The 24,746-nt window shown below is 59.2% G+C and carries 24 protein-coding genes and 1 pseudogene; 17 read left to right on the top strand and 8 right to left on the bottom strand.

Annotation, left to right across the window (positions count from 1 at the left end):
• The first annotated feature begins 10 nt into the window (after positions 1-10).
• The 6 genes from ACGYK9_RS02170 (at position 11) to ACGYK9_RS02145 (ending at position 5,178) form a co-directional block, all read left to right on the top strand.
• On the top strand, positions 11-1,369 hold the full coding sequence (locus ACGYK9_RS02170) for a multicopper oxidase family protein (protein WP_394408026.1): 1,359 nt from the start codon (positions 11-13) through the stop codon (positions 1,367-1,369).
• A 46-nt stretch (positions 1,370-1,415) separates the two neighbouring features.
• Positions 1,416-2,150 (top strand): copper-binding protein, encoded by a 735-nt coding sequence (locus ACGYK9_RS02165; RefSeq protein WP_394408023.1) that lies wholly within the window; start codon positions 1,416-1,418, stop codon positions 2,148-2,150.
• A 68-nt stretch (positions 2,151-2,218) separates the two neighbouring features.
• Positions 2,219-2,791 (top strand): helix-turn-helix transcriptional regulator, encoded by a 573-nt coding sequence (locus ACGYK9_RS02160; protein ID WP_394408020.1) that lies wholly within the window; start codon positions 2,219-2,221, stop codon positions 2,789-2,791.
• Between the two features lie 41 nt (positions 2,792-2,832).
• Positions 2,833-3,282 carry an ion channel gene (locus ACGYK9_RS02155; protein WP_394408017.1) on the top strand — a complete coding sequence of 150 codons (450 nt, stop codon included), beginning with the start codon at positions 2,833-2,835 and terminating at the stop codon, positions 3,280-3,282.
• Between the two features lie 175 nt (positions 3,283-3,457).
• Positions 3,458-4,756: a multicopper oxidase family protein gene (locus ACGYK9_RS02150; RefSeq protein ID WP_394408014.1), complete on the top strand. Its 1,299-nt coding sequence runs from the start codon at positions 3,458-3,460 to the stop codon at positions 4,754-4,756.
• Positions 4,753-5,178, top strand: coding sequence for a c-type cytochrome (locus tag ACGYK9_RS02145; protein WP_394408011.1), 426 nt, complete (start codon positions 4,753-4,755; stop codon positions 5,176-5,178). Before ACGYK9_RS02150 ends, ACGYK9_RS02145 begins: the two co-directional genes overlap by 4 nt.
• Before the next feature lie 195 nt (positions 5,179-5,373).
• On the opposite strand, the gene ACGYK9_RS02140 is transcribed toward ACGYK9_RS02145, so the two are convergent.
• The 5 genes and pseudogenes from ACGYK9_RS02140 to ACGYK9_RS02120 form a co-directional block, all read right to left on the bottom strand.
• The gene (locus ACGYK9_RS02140) at positions 5,374-6,345 is read right to left on the bottom strand and encodes an alpha/beta hydrolase family protein (RefSeq protein WP_394408008.1); all 972 of its coding nucleotides are present in this window, start codon (positions 6,343-6,345) and stop codon (positions 5,374-5,376) included.
• A gap of 239 nt (positions 6,346-6,584) precedes the next feature.
• Entirely contained in the window at positions 6,585-7,784 is a 1,200-nt protein-coding gene (locus ACGYK9_RS02135) for an IS91 family transposase (RefSeq protein WP_394408005.1), read from the bottom strand.
• A 12-nt stretch (positions 7,785-7,796) separates the two neighbouring features.
• Positions 7,797-8,684 carry a tyrosine-type recombinase/integrase gene (locus tag ACGYK9_RS02130; protein ID WP_394408002.1) on the bottom strand — a complete coding sequence of 296 codons (888 nt, stop codon included), beginning with the start codon at positions 8,682-8,684 and terminating at the stop codon, positions 7,797-7,799.
• Between the two features lie 143 nt (positions 8,685-8,827).
• Positions 8,828-9,013 (bottom strand): annotated as a pseudogene (locus ACGYK9_RS02125) (transposase); the annotation flags it as partial.
• 50 nt (positions 9,014-9,063) lie between these two features.
• Complete coding sequence (locus ACGYK9_RS02120; protein WP_394407999.1) at positions 9,064-9,231, bottom strand: hypothetical protein; 168 nt, start codon at positions 9,229-9,231, stop codon at positions 9,064-9,066.
• A gap of 208 nt (positions 9,232-9,439) precedes the next feature.
• On the opposite strand from ACGYK9_RS02120, the gene ACGYK9_RS02115 reads away from it, so the two are divergent.
• The 6 genes from ACGYK9_RS02115 to ACGYK9_RS02090 all read left to right on the top strand — a co-directional run bounded on the left by ACGYK9_RS02115 (position 9,440) and on the right by ACGYK9_RS02090 (position 15,428).
• On the top strand, positions 9,440-9,982 hold the full coding sequence (locus ACGYK9_RS02115; protein ID WP_394407996.1) for a transposase: 543 nt from the start codon (positions 9,440-9,442) through the stop codon (positions 9,980-9,982).
• Positions 9,983-10,684: 702 nt separating this feature from the next.
• Positions 10,685-10,840 carry a hypothetical protein gene (locus tag ACGYK9_RS02110; protein ID WP_394407993.1) on the top strand — a complete coding sequence of 52 codons (156 nt, stop codon included), beginning with the start codon at positions 10,685-10,687 and terminating at the stop codon, positions 10,838-10,840.
• A complete protein-coding gene (locus ACGYK9_RS02105; protein WP_394407990.1) occupies positions 10,837-11,616 on the top strand; it encodes a hypothetical protein in 780 nt (259 codons plus the stop codon). The genes ACGYK9_RS02110 and ACGYK9_RS02105 overlap by 4 nt, the downstream gene beginning before the upstream one ends.
• The gene (locus ACGYK9_RS02100) at positions 11,613-13,829 is read left to right on the top strand and encodes a hypothetical protein (protein ID WP_394407987.1); all 2,217 of its coding nucleotides are present in this window, start codon (positions 11,613-11,615) and stop codon (positions 13,827-13,829) included. The genes ACGYK9_RS02105 and ACGYK9_RS02100 overlap by 4 nt, the downstream gene beginning before the upstream one ends.
• A gap of 77 nt (positions 13,830-13,906) precedes the next feature.
• Positions 13,907-14,788, top strand: a complete 882-nt coding sequence (locus ACGYK9_RS02095; RefSeq protein ID WP_394407984.1) for an ATP-binding protein — start codon at positions 13,907-13,909, stop codon at positions 14,786-14,788.
• A 301-nt stretch (positions 14,789-15,089) separates the two neighbouring features.
• The gene (locus ACGYK9_RS02090) at positions 15,090-15,428 is read left to right on the top strand and encodes a hypothetical protein (RefSeq protein WP_394402671.1); all 339 of its coding nucleotides are present in this window, start codon (positions 15,090-15,092) and stop codon (positions 15,426-15,428) included.
• Positions 15,429-15,434: 6 nt separating this feature from the next.
• On the opposite strand, the gene ACGYK9_RS02085 is transcribed toward ACGYK9_RS02090, so the two are convergent.
• The gene (locus tag ACGYK9_RS02085) at positions 15,435-16,145 is read right to left on the bottom strand and encodes an endonuclease/exonuclease/phosphatase family protein (RefSeq protein ID WP_394407981.1); all 711 of its coding nucleotides are present in this window, start codon (positions 16,143-16,145) and stop codon (positions 15,435-15,437) included.
• Complete coding sequence (locus ACGYK9_RS02080) at positions 16,142-17,512, bottom strand: phosphatidylserine/phosphatidylglycerophosphate/cardiolipin synthase family protein (RefSeq protein WP_394407978.1); 1,371 nt, start codon at positions 17,510-17,512, stop codon at positions 16,142-16,144. The genes ACGYK9_RS02085 and ACGYK9_RS02080 overlap by 4 nt, the downstream gene beginning before the upstream one ends.
• Positions 17,513-17,961: 449 nt before the next feature.
• Here ACGYK9_RS02080 and ACGYK9_RS02075 point away from each other — a divergent pair, with 449 nt between their 5' ends.
• Positions 17,962-18,561, top strand: coding sequence for an outer membrane protein (locus ACGYK9_RS02075; RefSeq protein ID WP_394407975.1), 600 nt, complete (start codon positions 17,962-17,964; stop codon positions 18,559-18,561).
• A gap of 67 nt (positions 18,562-18,628) precedes the next feature.
• Here ACGYK9_RS02075 and ACGYK9_RS02070 read toward each other — a convergent pair whose 3' ends face one another.
• Positions 18,629-19,810, bottom strand: coding sequence for a pyridoxal phosphate-dependent aminotransferase (locus ACGYK9_RS02070; RefSeq protein ID WP_394407972.1), 1,182 nt, complete (start codon positions 19,808-19,810; stop codon positions 18,629-18,631).
• Positions 19,811-20,082: 272 nt separating this feature from the next.
• Between ACGYK9_RS02070 and cysS the strand changes: the two genes are divergently transcribed.
• From cysS to ACGYK9_RS02050, 4 genes are all read left to right on the top strand, one after another.
• Positions 20,083-21,453, top strand: coding sequence for a cysteine--tRNA ligase (gene cysS, locus ACGYK9_RS02065; protein ID WP_394407969.1), 1,371 nt, complete (start codon positions 20,083-20,085; stop codon positions 21,451-21,453).
• Between the two features lie 196 nt (positions 21,454-21,649).
• Positions 21,650-23,266, top strand: a complete 1,617-nt coding sequence (cimA, locus tag ACGYK9_RS02060; protein ID WP_394407966.1) for a citramalate synthase — start codon at positions 21,650-21,652, stop codon at positions 23,264-23,266.
• Complete coding sequence (locus tag ACGYK9_RS02055) at positions 23,263-23,982, top strand: class I SAM-dependent methyltransferase (protein ID WP_394407963.1); 720 nt, start codon at positions 23,263-23,265, stop codon at positions 23,980-23,982. Before cimA ends, ACGYK9_RS02055 begins: the two co-directional genes overlap by 4 nt.
• Positions 23,979-24,743 carry a squalene/phytoene synthase family protein gene (locus ACGYK9_RS02050; RefSeq protein ID WP_394407960.1) on the top strand — a complete coding sequence of 255 codons (765 nt, stop codon included), beginning with the start codon at positions 23,979-23,981 and terminating at the stop codon, positions 24,741-24,743. Before ACGYK9_RS02055 ends, ACGYK9_RS02050 begins: the two co-directional genes overlap by 4 nt.
• The last annotated feature ends 3 nt before the right edge of the window (positions 24,744-24,746 follow it).

Raw genomic sequence — 24,746 nt, 5'->3', positions numbered from 1 at the left:
AAGCAACCAGATGATTAACAGACGTCAACTGCTGGGGGCCGGCGCTGCGGGTGCAACGCTCGTGTCCTCCAAAGCATGGGGCCAGACCATGAATATGGGCCTGCCCGAGGCCGCCGAGATGGATTCGGCCCTCACCCAAGCGCCGACCCGTCCCACCAGTGGGCCGGACTATAACCCCGTGGTCACGCTTAACGGCTGGACCCTGCCGCACCGGATGAACAATGGCGTGAAGGAATTTCACCTCGTTGCCGAGCCGGTCGAGCGTGAACTTGCTGATGGTATGGTCGCGCGCCTCTGGGGCTACAACGGTCAGTCCACCGGTCCGACCATCGAAGCCGTCGAGGGCGACCGGGTGCGCATCTATGTTACCAACCGCCTGCCGGAACATACGACGGTGCATTGGCACGGGCTGATCCTGCCCTCGGGCATGGACGGTGTCGGCGGGCTGAGCCATCCGGGCATCCCGCCGGGCAAGACATTTATCTACGAGTTCGACCTGACCAAATCCGGCACCTTCATGTATCACCCGCATGGGGATGAGATGGTGCAGATGGCGATGGGCATGATGGGCATGTTCGTGGTCCATCCCAAAGACCCCGATTTCATGCGCGTTGATCGGGATTTCCTGATTATGCTGAACGCTTTCGACATCGATCCGGGCAGCTACATCCCGAAAATCATGACGATGACGGATTTTAACCTCTGGACATGGAACAGCCGCATCTTCCCGGACATTGACCCCCTGGTCGTCAACCATGGCGACAAGGTTCGCGTGCGCGTCGGCAATCTCACGATGACCAACCACCCGATCCACATGCATGGCTATGACTTCAAGGTCACCTGCACGGATGGCGGCTGGGTGCCGGAATCGGCGCAGTGGCCCGAGGTCTCCATCGACATTCCCGTCGGCGCCATGCGCGCCTATGAGTTCGTGGCCGAGCATCTGGGCGACTGGGCGATCCACTGTCACAAGTCGCACCACACGATGAACGCTATGGGTCACGACGTGCCCACGCTAATCGGCACCAACAGTTCCAACATGACACGTCAGGTCCGCCGCGTGCAGCCTGAGTTCATGCCCATGGGCACGGCGGGCATGGCGGATATGGGCGAAATGTCGATGCCGCTGCCCGACAACACCGTGCCGATGATGGCCGGCTGGGGGCCGCATGGACCCCTTGAAATGGGCGGCATGTTTTCGGTCGTGAAGGTGCGCGAAGGCATCGACGCGGACGACTACGAAGATCCCGGCTGGTATGAAAACCCGCCGGGCACCGAAGCGTATGAATGGACAGGCGAGCTGCCAGACTTCGCGCAGAACCTCAGCCCGGAAACCCAGATTACGCCAAAACCAATCTCCAAGGGCTAAGCGGCCTTTGGACCATAATCACCTCTAAAAACATACAGGAAAAACAATGAACAAACTTCTTCTCTCGACCGCCCTCAACCTTCTCATCACGGCTCCGGCCTTTGCCGCGGGCACCCACGGCGGCAGTCACGGCGATGACGGCCACGGCGATATGCACAAGGAAATGGCCGCAGGCATGCCCGGCAAGGCCGAGGCGGTTGACCGCACCATCGAGGTGACCATGCGCGAAACCGACGACGGCGAGATGATCTTTGAACCCGCCGAGTTCGACATCAAAAAAGGCGATACCATCCGCTTTGCTGTCACCAATAAAGGCGAGATCGAGCATGAGTTCGTCATCGACACGATGGATGGCAATGCTGAGCACAAAGAAGCGATGGCCAAGATGGACATGGAGCATGATGACCCGAACTCCGTTCGCCTTGATCCCGGCATGGAGGGCGAGGTGATCTGGACCTTCGCCAATGAAGGCAGCTTCGAGTTCGCCTGCCTGATCCCCGGCCACTACGAATCCGGCATGCACGGTCCGATCACCGTCGCTCAGTCTAATGAGGCTCCCGAGGCACCTGCCGTCTACTCGACCGGGAAGATCAAGAAGGTCGACGCTAAGGGCAATAAGGTCACCATCATCCACGGCCCACTCGAAAACCTCGATATGCCGTCGATGACTATGGTGTTCAAAGCCGATGAAGCGCTGATTGCTAAAATGAAAGAAGGCCAAGACATCGAATTCGTGGCGGACCGTGTCAAAGGCAAATTGACTGTGACTGAGATGAAGTAAGCGCCAATCGCAGGGCCGGCTGACCGGGCCGGCCCTGTGCTTTCCACAAATATAAGGCACTTCGAGCTATGAAAACGCGTGGAACCATTGCCCTTTGGGCCATTGCAACACTACAGGCCATTGTGGCGATCTTCTTTACCGTCTGCTTCTTGTTGGACGCTATGGGAATGGAATCTGAGTTTCTGATCTGGCAGAGCCATGAGTATCAGCAAACGATCTTGGCCATCGGGTTGAACCTCGGCGTGGCGCTTGGCTGGATCGCCCTCAGGACAAGTCTGCAACGTGCGCGGCTCGCCGAAGAGAAGATGCGCCGATGCACCTCGGAGTTTTCGATGGTGATGACGCAGCATTTCACCGACTGGCGTCTGACGCCCGCAGAGCGGGATGTCGCCGTCTTTCTGGTCAAAGGCCTGAGCACCCGCGACATTGCGGAACTGCGCGGCACCTCTGAAGGAACGATCAAAGCGCAGACAAACGCGATTTATCGCAAGGCTGCCGTCACCGGGCGCACCCAGTTGCTCAGCACCTTCATTGAGGATTTGATGGATGACGCATTGATGCCTGCGGAGGCCCTGCAAACTGCAACTGTGAAGGGCTCAGCGATAGGCCCTGCAACCAGATCAAACGCCGCCCCGGCGTAATCGCTTGAGGAAAAGCCCCCCACAAAGCAGGTTGCCCCGTCATGGTCCAAGCAATGCTTCTATCCGTTCTGGTCGTCAGCATCTGCACGGCGATCCACTATCTCGTGCTCAAACGGGTTTCCGATACCATCGCGCAGCGCAAAAGTGCTGCGCATGGCCAGAACCTTGGCTTGGCCGTCGGCGCAATCACACTCGCGCATGTCATCGAGGCTTTCATCTATACGCTGTTCTTCCTCTGGGCCGAGCAGGGTTTGCAAATCGGCGCGCTGAACGGATCCGGCCCGGCGGGCAAGCCCACCACGATGATGGATTATTTCTATTTCTCGCTGGTCAACTTCACCACCTTGGGGCGCGGCGATTTGACCCCCGTGGGGCACCTGCGCTTCATCACCGGGATAGAGGCATTTCACGGCTTTCTCATGATTACGGCGTCAGGAAGCTTCGTGCTGCAGGTCATGGCGGGACGCGCCCCCTTGTCAGAGAAGGGATGACCCAAGTGGTTCGACATATTCTCTTTCCCGATAGAGAGCGCATAGGCGGTCCACCTCCAACCCGTCATCGACAGTTGGAATTGGCCCCTGCAGGACATACCAACACGCCTCGGACATCAGCGCGCCCTGTGCCCCGTGGCAGCATCAATCGCAATTCATCCCGATAAGGCATGACATGAACAGAAGACAATTCCTCGCCAGTGTTTCCGCCGCTGCGGTTCTGCCCCTTCCAAGCTTTGCTGGCGTCACGCCATTGAAGTTGAAGGCCGAAACAGTAAGCCAGCAGATCCTTCCCGAAGGCGAAGGCACCACCGCAATGCTGGGGTTCAACGGCTCAATGCCGGGGCCTGAGATCAGGCTTAAACGGGGTGCGCGGGCATCGATTGAGGTCAAGAATTCCCTGCAAGAGGGCACCGCCGTTCACTGGCACGGCATCCGGCTGGAAAACCGGATGGACGGCGTTCCGGTGCTGACGCAAGACCTGATCAACCCCGGTGACAGCAAGACCTACAGCTTCGTGCCGCCCGACGCGGGGACCTATTGGTATCATTCGCATTATATCTCGCAAGAGCAGGTGGCGCGCGGCTTGATGGGGCCGCTGATCGTCGAAGACGACGCCCCCCTCGATCTGGATCACGACATCACCCTGATCTTGTCCGATTGGATCATCGACGAAGATGGCAGCCTTGTTGATGAATTCACCGACATGCATAGCGTTGCCCATGCGGGCTATATGGGCAATTTTGCCCGCGGCTTCCTCTCGCGAAGCGAGGTGCGGCAAGGTGATCGCATCCGCCTGCGGCTGATCAATGCGGCGACCAATCGTATTTTCCCCCTGAGCATCTCTGGTGTCTCTGGTTCGGTCGTCGCCTTGGATGGCATGGCACTCAGCCAACCCCGCGCGGCCTCTGACCTCGTTCTGGCGCCGGCCCAGCGGGCCGATCTGATCGTCGATGTCACCGGCCCGGTCACCTTTGACATGCCCACGCGGCAGGAGCCTTACCGTCTCGCCGAATTGTCCATCTCTGGTGAGAATACGGATAGGCAATCGGGGCCTCTGCCGACCTTGGCGGCACCGGACCTCCCGGCACCGGGCGCCCCCTCCCAGCACCTGACGCTGACCATGATGGGCGGTGCCATGGGCGGTCGGCACGGCGGTGCCAATGTCTGGTCCTTCAACGACGTCTCGGACCTGCAACAGGACCCCTTTGCCGCCATCGAACGCGGCGAAACGGTGCGGATCACCTTGGTTAATGATACCGCATTCCCGCACGGCATTCATTTGCATGGACATCACTTCTATGAGGTGGCCCCTGACGGCAGCCTCGGCGATCTCCGGGATACAACCTTGGTCGTTGCTGGCGAAAGCCGCGATGTTCTCTGCGTCTTCGACAATCCGGGGCGCTGGTTGATCCATTGTCATATGTTGAGCCACTCGATCGGAGGGATGCGCACATGGGTAGAAGTTGCATGAAACGGGCTGCTTTGATTTTCTGTGCGGCCGCATCGGCAGCGCAGGCCGATCACGAACTCGAAGGCCGCAATCTCGTCGCGGGGCGCTCGCTCTACGCCGAGCGCTGCGCCGCCTGTCATGGTGCAGACCTCGAAGGACAGCCCGATTGGCGAACCCCAGACGAAGATGGTGTGCTGCCCGCGCCGCCGCATGATGCAACGGGACATACTTGGCACCATGATAATACGCTGCTGTTCGACTACACCAAACTCGGGGGCGAGGTTGCGCTGGCGGCCCGGGGGGTGAAGGGTTTCAACAGCGGCATGCCCGCCTTCGGTGAGGTAATCTCTGACGAAGAAATTTGGACCATACTTGCCTATATCAGGTCGACCTGGCCACCGCGCTCAAAGGCTGCTCAGGCCAGCCGAAATCGACCACATTGAGAGCCGGCAGCTTTGCTGGGGCTCGGCCCCCAAACTGACACCGATAAGCCGTAGGGGCTAAGATGTGCCACTTAAATGAACAGAAAATGCGAACATTCGTCTAAGCCTCGGCACCGGGCGATAGAGGGCGTTTCAGTCATTCGCTGAAACTTGATCTAAGGTCAGCTATGGGCCGGTCTGAGGGTCCGCCTCAGCTTATTCAGGGCCGCCATTCAGGAAGGATATGACTGCGTTAGAGACGTCCTGGTGGATCGCCCGGCGTGCGTCCGAAGATCCACCACAGATCGATGCATCACCTTCTTCCTCCATCAGGATCTTCGGTCCGGCGACCGTGCAAACGGCGAAAGCATCGGATGCCGTCGCTTGGGGCATGACAAAGGACGGAGCCGGCTGACCATCAGCCGATGTGTGCGCGAGCCGGCCGAGGGAAATCGATAGCGCCCGAACATCCGCCGGCACTGAACCCAGGTCTTCCGAGTATTCCGGGTTTATGGCAATCACCGAAGTCACGCGGGGGTCTCGCGCCATACCGGCCAGGCCGTCCAGGTTGGTGGCCGACATGTCCACCCCTTGGGCCGCAAACCATCCGCAATCCGGTCCGGGCTGCTCTCTGTCCGGCGCGCAAGAGTGAAGGTAGCTGGCGACATCCAGCTCCGCTCCGACGACAGACAGGGCCGCGGTCGCGCCAAGTGCAAATCCCGCGACTGACACCGTGGTTTCATCAATTCGCAGCCCCCAAGTCGAGTTGGCCAGCACCAAGTCAATCGCGCGGCTTATATACTGGGGTCTTTGCCAGATTTCGTTCACAGCAGCTTCGGCGTTGTCCGGGCGCGGCGCATTGACTTCGACCACAACAAAGCCTGCCCGTGCGATGGAGGAACTGAGCCAGGCACCTGAGTCAGTCGCGGATCGCAGGCCGCCATGTGATATGACCACCAGCGGAAGCGGGCTTTGCGTGAACTCCGCATCAGGTGCTGCTGCAAGCCCCTCGAACACAGGATTTCCACCGACAGTGCCCGATGCTTTTTCCTCAGACGGATACCAGATCGACATGGACAGAGGACGCGCGTCGTCGGATGTGTCCCGGAGATGGGCAAGTCCCGGAACGGTTTGAGCAAGAGAAGGCACTGCGACCAGGATCAGAGCCAACGACAGACCAAATTTCATTCCGGAACTCCCCGTGCGGGCCAAAAGACCATGTACTTTATCATGGGCTTACTGAAAAAGGGCAATGACCGCTCTGCCCAGGGAGCTGACCTTGACGTGCCAGATCTTGCTGCTGGATGCCACCGATGTCCTGGGTGGATTTGTGGTTTGGGAACCTGCTGATACCTGATCGGCGCAGGTGGCTCGGTCCGGTTCTGCACGGAGCAGCCAGCGTGGGTTGATGATCTGTGACAGGCCGGTCATGCGGCCTGCTCCCGTGGTGGCGCGCGTGACATCGGTTTCTGCCCGCGACGAAAAATTTCGATGATGCGCATGGGTCCCCCGCAGCATGGGCATGGTTCACGCAGCGTGAGCGGGGTGACGTCTGGCTCAGCGTCTTGGACATCTGCCTGATCTGGTGGTTGGACGCAGAGCAGTTTGCGGATCTTTGTGAGATTAGCTTTGCGAGCGCTGCTGGCCAGCAGGCCGTAGTGGCGGATCCGGTGGAACCCGTCAGGAAGGACGTGGATCAAAAAGCGTCGGATGAACTCAGGCGTGGCTAAGCGCATGATCTTCTGGCGGTCCCCATTTTTGAGGCGGTAGTCTTTCCAACGGAAGGCGACGGTGTCGGCATCAGCGCTGACCAAGCGGTGGTTTGAGATGGCGACGCGGTGAGTATAGCGGCTCAGGTAGGCAAGCATGGCCTCTAGGCCGCCAAAGGGCGGCTTGGAATAGACCACCCATTCGGATTTAAGGAAAGGGGTGAGCCAGGTGGTGAAGGCGTCCGTCAGCGCCAGCCGCTCCAAGTCCCCATAGAAAGCCAGGTCTCCGGCTTGGTGCAGCGCCACGAGCCCGTCCAGAAAGAGGCGGCGGAACAGGCGCGACAGCACGCGCACATGCAAGAAGAACCAAGGCTTGCTGGCGACCCATTTGGTGCTGTCCGGCGACAGGCCGCCGCCGGGGACGATCATATGGATATGCGGATGATGGGTCAGTGCCGATCCCCATGTGTGCAGCACGCTGGTCATGCCCACTCGCACGCCCATGCGCTTGCGGTCGGCCGCGATGGTCATGACGGTCTTGGCCGACGCCTTGAACAGCAAGCCATAGATCGCCTTCTTGTTCCAATAGGCGATCTGCGCGATCTCAGCTGGCAGGGTGAAGACGACGTGGAAATATTCCACGGGCAGCAGATCTTCGGCCCGTGCCTCCATCCAGTCGCGCGCGGCCGGTCCCTGGCACTTCGGGCAGTGCCGGTTCTTAAAGGAGTTATAAGCGATGTGATGGTGGCCGCATGTGGCACAGCCAGCCACATGCCCGCCAAGAGCCTCAGTCCGGCAGGCCTCGATAGCCGACATCACTTTTAACTGGGAGAGGCTGACATGCCCCGCATTGGCCAGCCGCCACGCAGGACCATGGGCGCGGAAGATATCAGCAATCTCCAGTTCGGTCCGGGGCACCCCGGCGTCCGGTCACTCCAGACTTCGCTTCACCGTCTGATCCTGCAATTTGGCCAGCATCTCGTAGGGGCTGACAGTGTCGCGGATCGTCTTGGTGGCCTCATGAGTGTATCGCGCAGTGGTCGTCAGCTTGGCTTGGCCGAGCAGCACCTGAATAACCCGCACGTCGGTGTTTGCCTCCAAAAGGTGGGTGGCAAAACTGTGTCGAAACGTGTGCAATGTCGCCGGCTTCTTGACCCCTGGCATATGCTTGGCTGAGGTGAAAGCGCGGCTCAACTGACACGGCGAAATCGGGTTGATCTTCGGCTTGCCGGGAAACAGCCAGCCTTCGGGACGTGCCTCGCGCCACCAGGCCCTTAGCAAATCCAGCAAGCCGGGTGACAGCATCACCTTCCGGTCCTTCTGACCCTTGCCCAACTCGACATGGATCAGCATCGGGTCGCTGTCGATATCGCTGATCTTTAGGTTGCAGACCTCGGACGCCCGAAGTCCTGCGCCGTAAGAGATGCTGAGCGCGGCCCGATACTTCAGCCCCGGTCCGGGTGCTGCCATCAGGATGTAGGACACCTCCTCGACGCTGAAAACCACGGGCAGCTTGCGCGGTTCGGTGCGGATTTGCATGTAGCGCTTCATCTCCTCGCGCCCGCAGGTCATGCTGAAGAAGAACCGCAGCGCGACGATCCGCACGTTGAACGTCGACGGGGTCACCACGCTGTCTGTCATATGCAGCTGATACGCGCGGAGATTTTCCGGTGTCGCCGTGTCGGGTGGCCGCCCAAGAAAGGCCGCGAAGTCCTTGATCGCCCGGATGTGGGACTTCTGCGCCTTCTCGCCCATCCCACGGATGCGCATGTCTTCGATCATCCGCTGGCGCAGCGGGGTTACTATCTCCTCTGTCATGGGAACCTCCTGTCGGTTGATTGAGAAGGCCCCAATCGTCAGACAAGTCAGTCAGATCGCAAAATGCGGGCTGTTACGGAGGACGCAATCCATCAGCCGCAAGCGCCATTGCCGCGGAGCGGCTTAGTCCTTGGGCCGAGAGCCTCTTCCGCCATATCCTTCATTTCAGACATCAAAGACGCATCCATGCCGCCAAACTTTGCCCGCCATTTGTAGAAACTCGCACTGCTCATTCCGTGCTCGCGGCACAGTTCAGAAACCGGAACACCGCCCTCCGCATGCTTCAGGATCGCCATGATCTGTGCGTCGCTGTATCGTCCATTCTTCATCGTAAATCTCCTCAAATATCTTGCCGAGAAAATTCTACTTTTGAACACCACTAATTTGCGGGGGGATTACCACTGAACCGGCCGCGATGGGTTCGTGTTTCGACGACGAGCACGCCATCCTCGATCCCGGCCCGACGGATGGGTGCTTTGGTCAGGGCGATGCCCAGCGGTCGGCCGGCCTCCGTCAACACCCGCACACCCTTGTTCTCGACCAGCAAGACCAAGCCCTCCTCTACCAGCAGGTCGCATTTGGTCGTGTAGTCCGGTGATGCGCCTCCTGTCTCTTTCGCAAAACCACAGGGCAGCAGATTTTCCAGATGGCAGGCTAGACGTTTCCACCAGAGGGAATGCGAAAAACTGTGTTGTTGCAGCTTTCCAACGTGATAGCTCTTTTCACATTAGAAGCGAATACTCACGGACCTATAGATGTTACGGCTTGAAGACGAGATTGACCTTGCTCATTGGCGGACACTGAGTTCGGGTCTGCCGTCGCAACGTGTGTCTGCCGAGTTTCCGACTGAGAAAGACTGCGAAGATTGGTTTTCTCTTAATACATGGCCAGAGGGCTGTACCTGTCCGAAATGTGGCGTGCGTCGTGTTTGGTTCTTAGAGACGCGAAATTTGATCCAATGCTCCGGCTGTGACCATCATTTTTCTGCGCGATCTGTATCCCGTCTCCGCGGTAGGCGCGTTTCACTTCGTTCCTGTTTCTTAGGTGCAGAGTTCATTATTGAAACCACGGCGGCTGGAAAGCACCATATTCAAACAATTGAGAGATTTCAGAAGATAGTTGACCTGTCTTATCGTCCAGCAAGGTCACTTCGGATTGAAATGTTTGAGGAGCTCAAGAAGCCTTTGGGTGGCTTCTGGGGAGGACTCGTCTGCATAAATGAAATGGACGAAACTCATTATATCGAGAACCGCCTTGATGAGCTTTTAGAATACCACGGGTTCGGCGACATCGAGTAGTTCAGCATTTTTGTCGATTGCTTCAGTTGCGAAAGCCAATGCGTTGATTGAATTCGCTGGCCCAGGGTCTGCGAAAACGGTCTGTGTTGCCTCTTGATTGAACAACCTGAGTGTTTCCGGTTTTGAACACCAATTTCCACAAAATCGTCCCTTAACCCGAGTTAAGTGAATAAATATAGCCCCTCAACCTGACCTAAGTGCATAATATTGAGATGTTTTTGTCTTCCAAGGCAGAAACTTGCGCCTAGGTAGGAAGGTGAAGCGACATTGCGAAAACTATGAGGAGCAAGAAATCACTATTGAAGAGAGCGATTTTGACATCTGACTGCTTGCGAGAAACGTAAAGGTTTATCTTTTAAGTCACTGTAATGAAAGAAAGATTCGACTCTTTGCTTGAGCTGTGAGATGCCTCTGCGCCGAAATGGAATCATCAAAGAAGGGAGAAGAAATATCTGCTTGGAATAAAAAAAGGAGAGACGTCGTTGGCGCGACTGATCTCTCCTCTGGTCGGACTGACGCCCAACCTTTCACAGAACAAAGATAGCCGCTTTAGCGCCTTCGTTCAACGGTTTCAGCCCATCGCCCAGATCCAGACCAAGCTCATTTAGAAGATCACCTGCGATAGCCTGGTCGGCTTGCAAGCTGACTATCCCAATACCCTGACACCAACAATGCGCCCGTTTTGGCGCAAACGGAGAAGCTATGCCCGAAACTGAATTTTCGACCGCCTTCACGAAGTCTGTCGCCGAGACGACACTCATGAAGCTGCCGACTGGTCCCGTGGATAAAGCCTATGTCGAGCGACTGTTCGTGTCGCTGTCCAAATCGCTTGAACATTCGATGGGGTGGAAGAAATGACACTTCTCGAAGACGTTCGCGAGACAGCGCGTAAAACGACACATAGGACGAAAGCGCGGAAGGAAGCGGCAAAACGTAAGCCTCGGATTACGATCGGTGACATCGATGGGGTGATTGGCTGGGGCCAGCGGCGCAATCCTTTGTCCCGCAGCAATCGTTCTTATAAATCGGGTATGACCATCCGTACCCGCATGAACAGCATGCAACCGTCTTTGGTCTTGAATGATTCTGAGATCGAAGAGGCATTCAAAATTGATGCTTTGTTGCAGCCGAACGTTGTGGGGGTCGAGTGTCAGCCTCTGACCATTCCCTTGCCGTCGAAGACGGGGAAGAAGTCTCGGCGCTCGCATACCTTTGACGTCCGGATCACGCTTGAAGATGGCAAGGTCTATCTCGCCTACGTTAAAGCGCAACAATCTTTGCGTTCGAGCTCGAGTGTTCCGACGATCTCCGAGATCGTTGCCAATACGCCAGAAAATCTCTGCCATCGTATCGTCGTAATCTCGGATGTGTCTTTTTCCCGCAACTACCGTGACAACAATCGTCGCATCCTTATGTGCCATGAGATGCCGAATGCAGAGGCTGACCGGCGCATCTGTGAACTGATCAACGCGGAGGCATCGCCACTGCGTATTTCCTCTCTCATCGAAAAATCGCGGCTCGCAAAGAGTGACGCTTGGCAAGCCATTTTGCGCATGATCGGCGCAGGAATGGTTGGGACAGAGCGCGATGCCGTGATCGATTATCCTTCCCTCATTTGGAGACCTGAACAATGACGAAACATAACCCGCCCAAGTTCCCTGTGGGGACCGTTGTGACCGAGGGCAACAAAAGCTCGCGCATTATTGCAATCCTCGATGATATGGCGGTCATGCGGCCGACAACGGCCGATGCAAACGACCACCTCGATTTCTTCATGCCGGTTGAAGATCTGACGTCGAAGCTGAACGCTGTCGATTTCGAGATCGATCTGCCGCCATTGAAGTCTCTCTATGGGTCTACCGCTTTGCCGAAAACCGGGCCGGATTTTATCGATCTCGATGATGAGGAACAGCTCAAAGTCCTCTTCGAACTTTGCGCCATGTTGGTTCTGCAAGAGTATCAGAGCAATGGACTCAACAAAGTGACGGAGGCTTGGATCAACGATCATCATGAGGCTATTGAAGGGAAAGTAAAAAAACGCTTTCGTCAGCTGATTGGTCAGACGCAGCGCAAGTCCAAGTCGACGATTTCGTTTGATTTGCCGGCAGGTAAGAAGCTTGCACATCAGTTCAAGGACTATCAGTCCGAGTTTTTCGACCCGAGTGATTTCTCAACCAATCATTGTCGCGCAGGGCGCCCCGAGAAGGAGTTTCCTGACTGGGTTAATAAGCTCATCGACGAGAGCGCGGCGGACTATTGCGAGGGTCGTGAGAAGACAGTGAAGCGCGGCTATACTTTGCTCGAAGGTCGGCTTCTGGAGGAAAACGCGCGACGGGCAAAAACTGACCCTGGCCATGTTGATATCAAGGTTTCGGAGACAAAATACCGTAAGATCGTCAAGGCGATGCCGAAGACTGCGGTCATGGCGACGCGGAAGGGGCGTGCAGAGATGATCCGGAATATGCGCTCGGGCATCGGGGAAACAATTGCGCGCATGGTTGGCGAAGTCATCCAGATCGATGAATGCGAGCTTCCGCTTTGGGTGTTCCTGGAGAAAACCGGCCTTCATCATGTTGTGGGCGAACGCACGATGAAACAGCTTCGCAAAGAAGCTGAAAATGAGACTGTTGGCAAAGTGTGGATCCTTGTCGCTTACGATGTTGCGACGGGCACGCCGCTCGCGTTTAATATTGCGCGCTCTCAGAATGCCAACGATACGCTGGAGCTGATCCGTCGCCTGGTTTCTGACAAGACAAAGCTGGCACGCGAAGCCGGGTGTCAGCATGCTCCTCCGCCAGCAATTCGTCCGTTTCAGATCGTGATGGATACGGGCTCCGGACTTTGGAACCAGCACGTTCCGACGGCAATTCTCTCTCTCGGAGCAATGTTCCGGTTCGGTCGTACGAAATCTCCGACGGACAAAGCTTTTATCGAACGTTTCTTCGCGACTCTTAGCATCGATATCGTTCGGTCTCTTCATGGCCATAGTGGGAACGGTCCTGGGGCTGAGGCCGATTATGATGGGAAGGAGATGACCGCTCTTACGATCGCACAGCTTGAGAAATACATCTGGTGGTATTTCACCGATTGTCTTCCCTTCAAAAAGACACAGCGAAAAGGCGGCTGGGGTATCCAGCAAAAGCAGCTCTTTGATCAGACTGTCGAATACTATGGTTGTCTGCCGCAACTGTCCCGTCGCAAGGTCCGGCGCGCCCTCGGCCTGAAGGTGTGCCGCGTTGTGACAAAGATGGGTATCGAGGCATTCCGTATGCCCTTTCAGGGCGACGAGAATTTCCGGAAATGGGCTTTGGACAATATTGGGGCTGAGGTCACGGTGTACGTGGACCCGCACGCTATCGAGGAAGTCACTGTTAAGGCTGACAAGGGCGAGATTTTCCATTTGCGGGCATCGCTGTCCCAATTCCGCGACTTCACTTTGCAGGAGTGGGTGCATTTTCTCGAGGAATGGCGTGCGTCTGACGCGGTCAGCAAAGAGATTTCGGCCGTGGCTCTGTACCGTTTTTACAAGCGCATTGATGCCGAGACGGAAAAACTCCTCGATTTCTACGGAAAAGAGCACAAGGTCATCACCTTGGATGAGGCACAGTTGCTCTGTGATGAATTGGCCGGCGGCGATTTGACGATCCTTGCGCCAGATGAAGGGAGCAAAGCGGCCGCACCAATGGATGTCTATCTTGGGGGCGATGAAGGGGAGGGCATCTTCGTCCCCGGCGCTGATATTGAAGATACCGAAATCATCGAAGAGACGCTGCCTAAGACACCTGAAAAATCGAAGGCGCCGAAGACATTTACCGGCGTAGCTAAGGGGAAAGGGGAACTGAAATAAACGCTCTTATCGACCCGCAAGCTCATGCTGAAGCCTTCACCACCTACCTGACTCAGTTCAAGAAAAACAACTATGTCTTGCCGCGCTATGCTGGGCTGGAAACTGGGTTCAACAGTGTTCTGGCGCAATTCGTGTCTTCTCGGATGGCTGACGTTCATTTCGAGGGGCGTGGGTTGGTCCTGACTGCCGGCACGCGGTCCGGCAAAACACATGACCTCAAAGAACTTCTTAAGTCGTTCTCGGATGATCCGTCAGAATTGGGCGGTGGCTTTGAGCGCAAGAGCGTCCGTGTGTCGCTTCGGGCCACGACGTCGTGGAAACATCTTGGGTCTGCTCTCTTGAAGGCAACAGGGTACTTTTCCGATCTCGATCATCGCAGCGCTGATTTGATCTGGCGGCGTACCGAGAGCCAATTGATGCGCAAAAGGGTCTTTGTGGTTCATGTCGACGAGGCTCAGCATCTGTTCTACGAAAAAAAATCGGAACAGATCAAAACGATCTTGGCAGGTCTCAAAGACTTGATGAAGCGCGCGGATTGGCCGGTGCTTCTGATCCTGTCTGGCGTGCCGACGCTCCTTGAGTTTCTCAATGGCTCTGATGAGTTGGTGGCACTGCTTGAACCGATTTCGTACGAGGATATTGCCTACAATTCTGAGAGCTTGGAAGAGGTTGATGCGATCCTCTGTGCTTTCGCCGAGGTGGCAGAAATCGACGTATCCACTCTTCGGAACGAAGAGGTCTATAACCGGATGATCCATGCAACAGCGAGACGCTGGGGGCGGCTCATCGAATTGGTGATCCAGTCCCTAGCTTATGCAAAAGCGTCCGGCAAAGGTGAGCTTTCCAATGCTGATCTTGCGGATACTTTTCGTCGGTGGACCGGCGCTGCAGATGGCGCGAATGTGTTTCTGGTAGAGAACCCTTACCGGATCAAGGCGCATATACTTTTTCCGTCATAGATCGGTTTTTCCGAGACCGGCAGTTATGGAACCCGCGATGAATTCATCGCGGGTTTTTTGCATTGGGTATGTCGAAAACTGCGTAATTTCGAAATTCTAGGGAGGGGTTTCAAAGTTTCGAAATTAAAGCATTGAAATCATAAGATTTTGTTTTGTTTTGGTTGGTTTTTCGTAAGAAATTTCGAATTTCTACACTTAGGCGTGGTTGCGCGAAAGGGTTAATCTTTGCGCTGCCATCCGGCTCGCGTTAACCAAAATTAAACCAGTCTCTCCCTATCAAGGTCGTGAAAGGGAGAATTTGATGAAACGTCTTATTATATCGGGCTTTCTTGCCAGCACACTGGCGGGCTGTGTGGAGCCTCCGGCCTCACCGATGGAGGCTGCGGCGCGCAGAGCGGCGGCGGCAGAATTGACGGCGAAACAATGTGCGGGCTTTGCGGGCGGCTATGAAAGCGTGCGCAAACTGCGGCATGATGCGAACCAAAACATCGCCACCGCGCGACGGCTTGGGGCGACGGATGCCACCATCGCCAAAGCGCGGGCGGATGTGCGCATGGCTTTCGATATGCAGGTCGCTTTCTCGACCCCGCAGCAGGCCTGCAACATGATGGTGGGCGAATTGGCTTGGGCCACGGGCTGAGGGCGTCTAGCGATGCGCCACGTCAAGCCAGATCGGCAAATGGTCCGAGGCGCGGCGGGTCCGGGGCGTTTCGACCACGCCGCCTTGGCGCACGGTAAGATGTTGATCCAAGGCGATGCGATCTAGAAAGGCCACGGGCATCCGCGCGTGATAGCTTTTGCCCGGCGCATGAATGGTGAACCGTTTCGCCAAACGCCCCAGCCCGACCTTTTGCGACCATTCGTTCAGATCGCCCGCAATCAAGGTCGGGCAGGCGGCACAGGCGTCGAGATGGGCGATCATGGCGCTCAACTGCTCCTTGCGCGACGGGCGCAGCAGGCCCAGATGCGAGGCGATCACGCGCAACTGGCGCGCCCCGATATGCAGGTCTGCCACCATCGCGCCGCGCGGCTCCACTCCCGGCAGGGTCAGATGTGCCACCCGGTCGATCTTGGCCGAGGGCCGGACCAGAACGGCATTGCCATGCCAGCCGATGCTTACATCGCTTGGCGTGGGCACAGGGCGCAGACCCGTCACCTTTTCGACCCGGTCGAGCGGCAGGGCCGAAGGGCGCGGGGCGCGGCGGCGGTCGGCCTCCTGCAGCACCACAACATCGGCATGCAGGCTGCGGATGATCCGCATGATCCGCTCGGGATCGCGCCGCCGGTCGGTGCCCATGGCCTTGCGGATGTTGTAGCTGACGATACGCAGCGATTGCGGGGCGACGGCGGGGATCATAGAACGGGCGCTCCCAGACGAAACAGCCCTTCGGCCACTTTGCGGAACATCCCGCTCGGCGGTCTTTCCATCGCGCAATGCTCTGAGAGATGTTCGAACCAATCATGCAGCTTCGCGACCGAGCCCGCGTCATAGACAAAAAGCGTGACCTCGAAATTCAGCAACATGCTGCGCACGTCGAAATTGGCGGTGCCCACCAGCCCCATATCGTCGATTATCCCGGCTTTGGCATGGATCATCCCGGGCTGGTAATAGAGCACATGACCGCCTGCCTCATGCAGCTCGCGCAGATAGGCACCCCGCGCAAAGTCCGCCAGCCGTTGGTTTGAGCGCTCAGGGACCAAGACCCGCACATCCACGCCGCGCCGGGCCGCTGTGGTCAAGGCCGCGCCAAGGGCTTCGGTCGGCACGAAATAGGGCGTCACCAGCCAAATCCGCGCCTCGGCCAGATGGATCGCGCGGATCAGCCCATCATGCAGCGGGTCTTCGGCGATATCGGGGCCGGAGGGCACGAGTTGCACCGTTGCCGACCCGCCCGTATGGGCCGCGACCGAGGGGGCGGGGTCCAATGCCTCGCCGCTGGCCACGCTCCAATCCGAGCGGAACACATCGCCGAAACTCTGTACCGCGCGTCCTTCGAGCAGAAAGGCCAGATCGGTCCAGCCGTCCTCCAGCGCCGTGGGTCCGAGGTAATGCGCCCCGATATTCATGCCGCCGGAAAAGACCCGCGCGTCATCGGCGATGATCATCTTGCGGTGGTTGCGCAGGTTCAGATGGCCTGAGCCCGGCAGTTGCAACAAAGGAGAGTAAAAGCGCACGTCGCCGCCCGCCTCGCGCAGATGGCGCAGGGCCGCGGCAGGGCCACGCAGGGTGCCCAAACGGTCCATCAGCAGCCGAACCTTCACGCCCGCCTTGGCACGTTCGGTCAGTGCGTCGACAAAAATGCGCCCGGTTTCGTCATTGGCAACGATGTAGAAAAGCGCGTCAATCCGCTCCTCGGCCCCTTGGATCAGCGCCATCACCGCCTCATGCGCCGCGGTCGGATCGCCCAAGAGCCGCAGGTCTTGGCCATGGGCGGCGGCGGGCAGGCCGAAATACTGCATCGTCGCGTCGAGCGTATGGACAGGGCGGGGCGGGGGGCCGCCGGTATCGCCTTTCAGAAAATGCACCGGCGTGTAGCGCGAGGATTGTTTGCGAAAGCCCAGCCCCAGAAACACCGGCACCGCGACCCAAGGCAGCACGATGATAAAGAGCAGCCATGCGGCAGTCGATTGCGGCGTGCGGCGTTGTTGCAAGATCACGATCGCCGCCAGCAGCGTCAGGATCACGATAATGACGACTTCCAGATGGGTTGTGATCCATGACATGGGGTGGGGCCTGCTCCTTCTTACTGACAATACAAGCAGATAACGCGTTCAGGGGCGACAGCAAGCCTCGGACGGGGTCTACCGTGAGGGCATGGTGCGGGGCCGGGGGCGTTTTAGTGGTTTTCGATCGGGGAGCCTCTTTTGCGCAGTTGTCTCTGGGCCATTTCATCGGCGGAACTTTCGCTGCGGTGAGGGTAAACATGGTTGGGAATCGTGTTGCGGGATCAACCGACTGATTTCACATAATAAAACACGTCTGAGCGACGACCAATTTGACACATGATACATAACTTAAGCGGCCACTAGCCGAGGGTATGTTGCAAATGTGCGACAATCAGCGCATCGCAATTCTGTGATGTGAAAAACCTGAAACCCAACCCTAAATGGGGCGTTGCGTGAGTGACCCTGCGGCGAGGATCGCGGGGTCACCTGTATTTAAGGAGCAGAACATGAAACGCACGACAACAATCGCCAGCATCGCCCTGATCGCATCCAGCGCCTTCGCGGGTGCAGCAGCAGCCGGTTCGCTGGAAGACACCACCGTTGAAGCACCGGTTTTCACACCGGCGGCGACACCCGTGGCCGTTGATGGCGACTGGACAGGCTTCTACACCGGTCTTCAGGTCGGCCAGACCGACGTCGACAGCGACAGCGGCAACCTTGACGGCGACGACACGTCCTACGGTTTCCACGCGGGTTACGACTATGACTTTGGCAAATTCGTTCTGGGTGGTGAACTCGACTACGACAAGACCGACATCGATCTGGGCAACGGCGCAGGCGATGTGGACTCCGTGGCACGCGCCAAGGTCAAGGCTGGCTACGACTTCGGCAAGACACTGGTTTATGCAACAGCCGGTGCGGCCCGTGCCGACACAAGCGTTGGCGATGAAACTGGTCCCTTCGCCGGTCTGGGCGTCACCTATAAAGTGACCGACCGCTACACCGTCGGTGGTGAAGTGCTGCAGCACAAATTCGATGACGTAGGCGGCACAGGCGAAGATCTGGACGCGACCACGATCTCCCTGCGCGGTTCCATGCGCTTCTGATCTGTCTTGGCGGGATGACCCGCTTCGATGAAGGGCCGGCTTCCGTAAGGAGGCCGGTCTTTTTTGTTTACGCGGCGCGGCTGGCGCGCCCTTCGGCAAAGCGGCAGAGGTCGCGGAGGGCCGCCTCAAACGCGCTGTCTTCGATCGTCATGGCCACGCGCACATGGCCCGCCGCCGCCGCGCCGAAACTTTCACCCGGCATCACCGCAATATGCTGGTCTTCCAGCAGGGCATCGGCAAATTCACTGCCGCTGAGGCCCGTGGCGCGGATATCCAGCATCAGATACATCGCCCCTTGCGAGGGCACCGAACGCACCACGTTCTGAGTGCTCAAGATCCGCTGCGCCAGCGCGCGGCGGCGGGCGAAGGGGGCGCTAATTTCCTCTTCGAAAGCGGCGCCCTGGGCGAGGGCATAGTCGCTCGCATCCTGAATGAACCCCGGTACGCCGTAGTTGGTATGGGTGGCAAGGTCGATCAGGTCGGCAATGATGTTTTTAGGCCCGATGATCCAGCCACAGCGGCTGCCTGTCATCGCGTGGGATTTCGACATGGAGCCGATGACCAGCGTCCGCTCCTCCATGCCGGGCAGGGCGCGGGGGCTGAGATGCGTGCCCTCCCAAATCTGCGTGTCATAGACCTCATCCGAGACGAGCCAAAGGTCGTGATCTTGGCAGACCTGTGCGATCTCTTCCAAGGTTTCGCGGCCATAGATCACGCCGGTCGGGTTGTTGGGCGTGTTGATCAACAGCGCTTTTGCGCCCCCGGCGGCTGCCGCCAGATCCGCCCTGCGGGGCAGGAACCCGTGATCGGCCCGCGCTTCGACCGCCACGGCCCGTGCCCCGGCAGCACGCAGGGTGCCGGGGTAGGTGGCATAATAAGGGTCGATGTAGAGCGCCGCATCGCCGGGGTCGCAGACGGCCATGAACGCCGCGAATAGCCCCGCTTGCCCGCCCGGGGTGACCACCACATTGTCGCGCGTCGTTGGCACGCCGGTCCGCTCTTCGGCGCGTTTTGCAATCCGGTCGCGCAGGGCATCGGTGCCCGGCACGGCGGCATAGCCGGTATGGCCACCGAGGGCGCTGCGGTGCATCTCTTGCAGGATCGGGGCTGCGGTGCGGATGTCATGCTCGCCGATGGTAAGCTCGGTCACCGGCACCCCCGCCGCGATCATCGCACGCGATTTGTGAAACACTTCCCAGCCGTCGGACCCTCCGGCCAGAACCCCTTTGATGCGCGATGATCTATCCATGATGCCTCCGAAAATTTCCGCACAAGGGGGCAGAGCCTTGGGGCTTTGTCAATCCGCGCAGGCAAGGCAGAGGGCAGGGTTGCATAAAACTTAACCGGACAAGGGGCTTGGCGCAGGGCGGCGCGCTTGCTACAACCCGGTCATGAACACCGCAACGCTCATTATTTGCTGCATTACCCGCTGAGACATCCTCGCGGGCCGCTGTTCACGTCATTCCCATTCTGACAAAACTATGCCAAGCCCGCGTCACACCCGCGCAAGGACGCCTGCCCATGACCCGTGACCTGACGATCAAGCTGCACAACACCGCCACCCGGAAGAAAGAGGATTTCACGCCGATCGATGCGCAGAATGTGCGGATGTATGTCTGCGGCCCCACCGTCTATGACCGGGCGCACCTGGGCAACGCACGGCCCGTGATCGTTTTCGATGTGCTCTACCGCTTGCTGCGCCATGTCTATGGGCCGGCGCAGGTGACCTATGTGCGCAATTTTACCGACGTGGATGACAAGATCAACGCCCGCGCCGCTGAGAGCGGGCGCAGCATTGGAGAGATCACCGCCGAGACGACGCAGTGGTATCTGGATGACATGGCCGCCGTGGGCGCCTTGGAGCCCGATCACATGCCGCGTGCCACGCAGTATATCCCCCAAATGGTCGCGATGATCCGTGGGCTGATGGATGAGGGCTATGCCTATGAGGCCGAGGGCCATGTGCTGTTCCGGGTGCGTAAATATGCCGAATATGGCGCGCTTTCGGGCCGGTCGGTCGATGATATGATCGCAGGCGCACGGGTCGAGGTGGCACCGTACAAAGAAGACCCGATGGATTTCGTGCTCTGGAAGCCCTCGGACGAAGACACCCCCGGCTGGGATTCCCCATGGGGTGAGGGGCGTCCGGGCTGGCATATCGAATGCTCCGCCATGGCGCATGACCTGTTGGGTGAGCGGTTCGACATCCACGGCGGCGGCATCGACCTGCAATTCCCGCATCATGAGAATGAGATCGCCCAGTCGAAATGCGCGGGCCACGGGTTCGCCAACTACTGGCTGCACAATGAGATGTTGCAGGTCGAGGGCAAGAAGATGTCCAAGTCCTTGGGCAACTTCTTTACCGTCCGCGATTTGCTGGACCAAGGCGTGCCGGGGGAGGTCATCCGTTTCGTGATGCTCTCGACCCATTACCGCAAGCCGATGGACTGGACCGAAAAGAAGCGCGAGGAGGCCGAAAAGACCCTGCGCAAATGGTATCTTCAGGCGGCGGAGGCCGAGGCCGCGACGCCCGGGCCTGAACTGGTGGCGCTTTTGGCCGATGATCTCAACACCCACGGTGCGTTGACCGAATGCCACCGGCTGTCCAACGCGGGCGACACGGCAGGCCTGCGCGGGGCGCTGTCGCTTTTGGGGCTGCTGGATGATCTGATCCCCGAATGGGCCGCGGTTCAGGCGCTGGATCTGACCGATATCGAAGCCTTCCTCAGCGATGCCCGCGCCACTGCGATGGAGACCAAGGATTTCGCCGAGGTGGACCGGATCAAGAAAGCGCTGACCTCTGTCGGGATCGAAGTACAGATGAGCAAGGACGGCGTGAAGCTGACCCCACCGCCCGGCTTTGATCGGAGCCAGTTGGAGGGGCTGTTGTGACCATAGCCCCAACCGCCCCCCGGCGCGCATGCGCCATGCCCGACCTCCCCCCCGGGAGGGCATATCACAACATTCGCCACGCGCGCTGTGATCAGAAAGTGTCAAAGCGCCGGTTGTTCTATTCGGCACGGCCCTCCCGAGGTCGGGCATGGCGCCTGCGCACCTCTGCTGAGGTTCGTGGCAGGAGGGCTACCTCATGACCCGCGCGCGCCTTACCCTCTACGACACCACGCTCCGCGATGGGCAGCAGACCCAAGGCGTTCAATTCTCCACCGACGAAAAACGCCAGATTGCCGAAGCGCTCAACGCGCTCGGCGTGGATTACATCGAAGGCGGCTGGCCCGGGGCCAACCCGACCGACAGCGCCTTCTTCGACGCCGCGCCGCCGACGCAGGCAAAGCTCACTGCCTTTGGCATGACCAAACGCGCGGGCATGTCGGCTGAGAATGACGACGTGCTGGCCGCCGTGCTCAACGCGGGCACCAAATCCGTCTGCATCGTCGGCAAGACCCATGACTTCCACGTCAAAACCGCCCTCGGCATCACGCTGGCGGAAAACACCGACAACATCGCCAAATCTGTTGCCCATCTTGTCGCCCAAGGGCGCGAGGCGCTCTTCGACGCCGAGCATTTCTTTGACGGTTACAAGGCCAATCCAGACTACGCGCTGGAAGCGATCCGCGCGGCCTATGACGCGGGCGCGCGCTGGATCGTGCTTTGCGACACCAATGGCGGCACGCTGCCCGATGAGATTGGCCGCATCACCCACGACGTGATCGCGGCTGGCATCCCGGGGGATCATCTGGGCATTCACACCCATGACGACACCGAAAACGCCGTCGCCTGCACGCTGGCCGCCGTTGACGCGGGCGCGCGGCAGATCCAAGGCACGCTCAACGGGCTGGGGGAGCGTTGTGGCAACGCCAACCTCACCACCCTGATCCCGATCCTGCTGCTGAAAGAACCCTATGCCAGCCGCTATAAGATCGGGGTGAGCCCTGAGGCGCTGCGCGGGCTCACGCGCACCAGCCGCATGTTGGATGAGATTCTCAACCGCGTGCCGATGAAACAGGCGGGCTTCGTCGGGTCTTCGGCCTTTGCGCATAAGGCGGGGCTGCATGCCAGTGCCATCGCCAAAGACCCCAGCACCTATGAGCATATTGACCCCGCACTGGTCGGCAATACGCGCGTCATTCCGATGTCGAACCAAGCCGGGCAATCCAACCTGCGCAAACGGCTGAGCGATGCGGGCCTCTCGGTCGCCAAGGGCGACCCGGCGCTTGGCCGGATCTTGGAGGTGGTCAAGGACCGCGAGGCGCAGGGCTATGCCTATGACACCGCGCAGGCGAGCTTTGAGCTGCTGGCCCGCGACGTGATGGGCCAGTTGCCGCATCTGTTCGAGGTCGAGCGCTACCGCGTCACCGTCGAACGCCGCCGCAATGCCGAAGGCCGGATGGTCAGCCTCTCCGAAGCGGTCGTGGTCATTAATGTGGACGGGGAAAAACGGCTCTCGGTCTCGGAATCGCTGGACGAGGATGGCGCAGACCGTGGCCCGGTCAACGCGCTGTCCAAGGCGCTGGCCAAGGACTTGGGCAAATACAGCAGCCTTCTGGAGGACATGCGTCTGGTTGACTTCAAGGTGCGCATCACCCAAGGCGGCACCGAAGCCACCACCCGCGTCATCATCGACAGCGAAGACGGGCAGGGGCGGCGCTGGTCCACTGTCGGCGTCAGCGCCAACATACTCGACGCCTCATTCGAAGCACTGCTTGATGCGATACGTTGGAAATTGATCCGGGACCGCGCCCAATGACAGACGATATGACCGCCTTTTTCACTCTCCATCGCGATCTGCCGCGCGAGGGGCCGGGGGAGCCTGCGGATGTGAGCTGGGCCGTGGAGCAGGTCGATCTGCCCGCGCGGGCCGAGATTGCCGATGTGGCCTGCGGCCCTGGCAGCGACATCGGCGCCCTGCGCGCGGCGATCCCGCAGGGCCATGTGACGGCCCTCGATCAAACTGCGCATTTCGTCGACACCGCGCGGGGCCGTTTTGTGGCCGATGGCAATGTCACCCTGCTGCGCGCCGATATGGCCGCCATCGCCAATGAATATGATCTCATTTGGTGCGCCGGTGCGGTCTATTTCCTTGGTGTGACCGAGGCGCTGACCCGTTGGCGCAAATCGCTGCGCGCGGGCGGGGTGGTGGCCTTCTCCGAACCCTGCTGGCTGACGGATAGCCAGTCGGAAGAGGCCCGCGCGCAATGGGCGGACTACCCCGCGATGAGCGACGCAAACGGCATTGCCGAGCGGGTCCGCGCGGCGGGCTATGAGGTCGTGGCGACCCGTGTCCTGTCGGATGAAGCTTGGGAGAATTACTACACCCCCTTGGAGGCGCGGATTGAAAAGCTGCGCCCCGGCGCGGATGATGATTTGGCCCAAGTGCTCGACGCCGCCGAGGCGGAGATCGCCTGCTGGCGCGCGCATCGGGATGAGTTCGGCTATCTTCTGACGGTGGCGCGCCCCACATGACCTTTGACGCCGATCTGAACGCCTGCGCCGCCATGGTAGAGCGCGCCGACCCGTGGCGCTTTCGCGCCGCCATGGCCGCCCCCGTCGAGGCGCGCAAGCTGCTCTTCCCGCTCTATGCCTTTAACGTCGAGGTGGCCCGCGCCCCATGGGTCACGCAGGAGGCGATGATCGCCGAAATGCGCCTGCAATGGTGGCGCGACGCGCTGGAGGAGATCGCCAAGGGCGGCCCCGTCAGGCGGCATGAGGTAACCACGCCGCTGGCCCGTGCGATTGCGCCAGAGGATGCCGAACTGCTTGATGAACTCGTCGCCGCTCGGCGGTGGGACATCTACAAAGACACATTTGAGGACGCCGCGCATTTCGAGCGCTACATCGACCAGACCGCAGGCCATCTGATGTGGGTCGCCGCCCGCCGCCTCGGGGCGACGGATGAAGCAGTGGTGCGGGATGCGGCCTATGCCACCGGCATCGCCGCATGGCTCTGCGCCATTCCGAATTTGGAAGAGGCGGGCCGCGTGCCGCTGCTGGATGGTACGGCGGAGGGAGTCTCGGCCCTTGCCAAGGGGGCGCTCGACCGGCTGAAATCGGCGCGTGCCAATCGAGGCAGGATCCCCAAAGCCGCGCGCGCGGCGCTGCTGCCTGCCGCCCATGCGGGTCCGGTGTTGCGGGCCGCGGTGGATGCGCCGGAAAAGGTCTCGCAAGCCGCACTGCCTGACCCGCGGCGTCATTTCGCGCTGCGGGCCATGGCGTCGCGCTGGTAGGCG

This window comes from Sulfitobacter sp. 1A15258 (assembly GCF_043557045.1).
Taxonomy (GTDB): domain Bacteria; phylum Pseudomonadota; class Alphaproteobacteria; order Rhodobacterales; family Rhodobacteraceae; genus Sulfitobacter; species Sulfitobacter faviae.
This window is presented reverse-complemented; position numbering and strand designations above follow the sequence as displayed.

What these genes read in the sequence shown, in the direction of transcription:
- ACGYK9_RS02170 (WP_394408026.1), top strand. Translation starts at nt 11, where the DNA reads ATGATTAACAGACGTCAACTGCTGGGGGCCGGCGCTGCGGGTGCAACG.
- ACGYK9_RS02165 (WP_394408023.1), top strand. Translation starts at nt 1,416, where the DNA reads ATGAACAAACTTCTTCTCTCGACCGCCCTCAACCTTCTCATCACGGCT.
- ACGYK9_RS02160 (WP_394408020.1), top strand. Translation starts at nt 2,219, where the DNA reads ATGAAAACGCGTGGAACCATTGCCCTTTGGGCCATTGCAACACTACAG.
- ACGYK9_RS02155 (WP_394408017.1), top strand. Translation starts at nt 2,833, where the DNA reads ATGGTCCAAGCAATGCTTCTATCCGTTCTGGTCGTCAGCATCTGCACG.
- ACGYK9_RS02150 (WP_394408014.1), top strand. Translation starts at nt 3,458, where the DNA reads ATGAACAGAAGACAATTCCTCGCCAGTGTTTCCGCCGCTGCGGTTCTG.
- ACGYK9_RS02145 (WP_394408011.1), top strand. Translation starts at nt 4,753, where the DNA reads ATGAAACGGGCTGCTTTGATTTTCTGTGCGGCCGCATCGGCAGCGCAG.
- ACGYK9_RS02140 (WP_394408008.1), bottom strand. Translation starts at nt 6,345, where the DNA reads ATGAAATTTGGTCTGTCGTTGGCTCTGATCCTGGTCGCAGTGCCTTCT.
- ACGYK9_RS02130 (WP_394408002.1), bottom strand. Translation starts at nt 8,684, where the DNA reads ATGACAGAGGAGATAGTAACCCCGCTGCGCCAGCGGATGATCGAAGAC.
- ACGYK9_RS02115 (WP_394407996.1), top strand. Translation starts at nt 9,440, where the DNA reads ATGTTACGGCTTGAAGACGAGATTGACCTTGCTCATTGGCGGACACTG.
- ACGYK9_RS02110 (WP_394407993.1), top strand. Translation starts at nt 10,685, where the DNA reads ATGCCCGAAACTGAATTTTCGACCGCCTTCACGAAGTCTGTCGCCGAG.
- ACGYK9_RS02105 (WP_394407990.1), top strand. Translation starts at nt 10,837, where the DNA reads ATGACACTTCTCGAAGACGTTCGCGAGACAGCGCGTAAAACGACACAT.
- ACGYK9_RS02100 (WP_394407987.1), top strand. Translation starts at nt 11,613, where the DNA reads ATGACGAAACATAACCCGCCCAAGTTCCCTGTGGGGACCGTTGTGACC.
- ACGYK9_RS02090 (WP_394402671.1), top strand. Translation starts at nt 15,090, where the DNA reads ATGAAACGTCTTATTATATCGGGCTTTCTTGCCAGCACACTGGCGGGC.
- ACGYK9_RS02085 (WP_394407981.1), bottom strand. Translation starts at nt 16,145, where the DNA reads ATGATCCCCGCCGTCGCCCCGCAATCGCTGCGTATCGTCAGCTACAAC.
- ACGYK9_RS02080 (WP_394407978.1), bottom strand. Translation starts at nt 17,512, where the DNA reads ATGTCATGGATCACAACCCATCTGGAAGTCGTCATTATCGTGATCCTG.
- ACGYK9_RS02075 (WP_394407975.1), top strand. Translation starts at nt 17,962, where the DNA reads ATGAAACGCACGACAACAATCGCCAGCATCGCCCTGATCGCATCCAGC.
- ACGYK9_RS02070 (WP_394407972.1), bottom strand. Translation starts at nt 19,810, where the DNA reads ATGGATAGATCATCGCGCATCAAAGGGGTTCTGGCCGGAGGGTCCGAC.
- cysS (WP_394407969.1), top strand. Translation starts at nt 20,083, where the DNA reads ATGACCCGTGACCTGACGATCAAGCTGCACAACACCGCCACCCGGAAG.
- cimA (WP_394407966.1), top strand. Translation starts at nt 21,650, where the DNA reads ATGACCCGCGCGCGCCTTACCCTCTACGACACCACGCTCCGCGATGGG.
- ACGYK9_RS02055 (WP_394407963.1), top strand. Translation starts at nt 23,263, where the DNA reads ATGACAGACGATATGACCGCCTTTTTCACTCTCCATCGCGATCTGCCG.
- ACGYK9_RS02050 (WP_394407960.1), top strand. Translation starts at nt 23,979, where the DNA reads ATGACCTTTGACGCCGATCTGAACGCCTGCGCCGCCATGGTAGAGCGC.